Below are 1,661 nucleotides of genomic sequence, written 5' to 3' on the forward strand. Positions count from 1 at the left end.
GGTTGGCGAGGTCCGCGCCGGAGAAGCCCGGTGTACCGCGCGCGATGACTTTCGGGTTCACATCCTTGGCCAGCGGCACATTGCGCATGTGAACCTTGAGGATCTTTTCGCGGCCGATGATGTCAGGATTGCCGACGGTGACCTGGCGGTCGAAACGGCCGGGACGCAGAAGCGCAGGGTCCAGCACATCCGGGCGGTTGGTCGCCGCGACAATAATAATGCCATCATTGGCCTCGAAGCCGTCCATCTCGACCAGCAGCTGGTTGAGAGTCTGTTCGCGCTCATCATTGCCGCCGCCAAGACCGGCGCCGCGCGAGCGGCCGACCGCATCGATCTCGTCGATGAAGATGATGCACGGTGCATTGCGTTTCGCCTGCTCGAACATGTCGCGGACGCGGCTTGCGCCGACACCGACGAACATCTCGACAAAGTCCGAACCGGAAATCGTGAAGAAGGGCACGCCGGCTTCGCCAGCAACAGCGCGGGCAAGCAGCGTCTTACCGGTGCCGGGAGGGCCAACGAGAAGGGCGCCCTTGGGGATCTTGCCGCCGAGGCGCTGGAAACGGGCCGGATCGCGCAGGAACTCAACGACTTCCTGCAGCTCTTCCTTGGCTTCATCAACGCCTGCGACATCGTCAAAGGTCACGCGGCCTGACTTTTCGGTCAGCATGCGGGCACGGGACTTGCCGAAGCTCATCGCGCCGCGGCCACCGCCGCCGCCCTGCATCTGACGCATCAGGAAGAGAAACAGGCCGAGGATCAGGATCAGCGGCAGGAGATTGAGAAGAAGCCCGCCCAGGCTGAAGCCTGTTTCGGCATCTTCGGTCACCTGAACGCCTTGATCTGCGAACCAGGTGGAGGCCTCGATATTGGTGGGCAGTTTTTCTGCGTAAAACGTATCGCCCGTGTTTGTGGTCGCGGTGACCCTGTCATTGGTGACCGTGACTTCCTGAAGCTGATTTTGTGTCGCCATCTGGCGCAGTTCAGAAATCGGCACCTTTTCGGAGCCGACCGCCACGGACGAGCCTTGCATGGCGATCATCATGGCAACGACCAGCGCTGCAATTAGTCCCCATACTGCGAGATTACGCATGTTCATGTCTGATTCCGTCGGTTCTTGGGTTTTCTACCCGTCTAACATAGGAGCACTTATAGCAGAAAACGACTCAAATAGCGGTTAAGTGTCTGCAATTGCTTCAACAGACCGCCTGTTGGCCAGCTCGAGCCTAAATCTCACTCGACGCGGCGCGCCTGATCGGTCTAGGTTCGGGCTCGGGTGGGTGCAGCCATGGAAAAGCGCATGAAGGATGCATTGAAGGTGTATGGGCCTCTGGCCGTGCTCGCCATTGTGAGCATCTGGCTGGCGCTGTCCCTGATCGACCCTGCGCCGCCCTCGAAGATCACTTTCGCGTCTGGCGGCTCCGGCGGGGCTTATTACGCGCTGGCGCAGGAGTACAAGGACCGGCTTGCCGAGAATGATGTCGAGGTGGAGGTGCTTGAAACGCGCGGGTCGCTGGAAAATATCGAACTGCTGATGAGCGGGGATGCCGATGTCGCCTTTGTTCAGGGCGGACTGGCAGGCGAAGACGAGGATGAAGAGCTGCGCTCGCTTGCGGGCATGTTTCATGAGCCGTTCTGGGTTTTTGCGCGTGCAAGTGTCG

Annotated in this window: 2 protein-coding genes; one reads left to right on the plus strand and one right to left on the minus strand. The window is 60.1% G+C overall.

Annotated elements, in window-relative coordinates:
• Positions 1-1,099, minus strand: a 1,099-nt coding sequence (locus tag WA989_RS16040) for an ATP-dependent metallopeptidase FtsH/Yme1/Tma family protein (RefSeq protein ID WP_424341484.1), incomplete at its 3' end; no start/stop codon positions are given.
• A 201-nt stretch (positions 1,100-1,300) separates the two neighbouring features.
• On the opposite strand from WA989_RS16040, the gene WA989_RS16045 reads away from it, so the two are divergent.
• Positions 1,301-1,661: TAXI family TRAP transporter solute-binding subunit (locus WA989_RS16045; RefSeq protein ID WP_424341485.1), on the plus strand; the 361-nt coding region annotated here is incomplete at its 3' end.

This window comes from Henriciella sp. (assembly GCF_049649345.1).
In the GTDB taxonomy this organism is placed as follows: Bacteria; Pseudomonadota; Alphaproteobacteria; order Caulobacterales; family Hyphomonadaceae; genus Henriciella.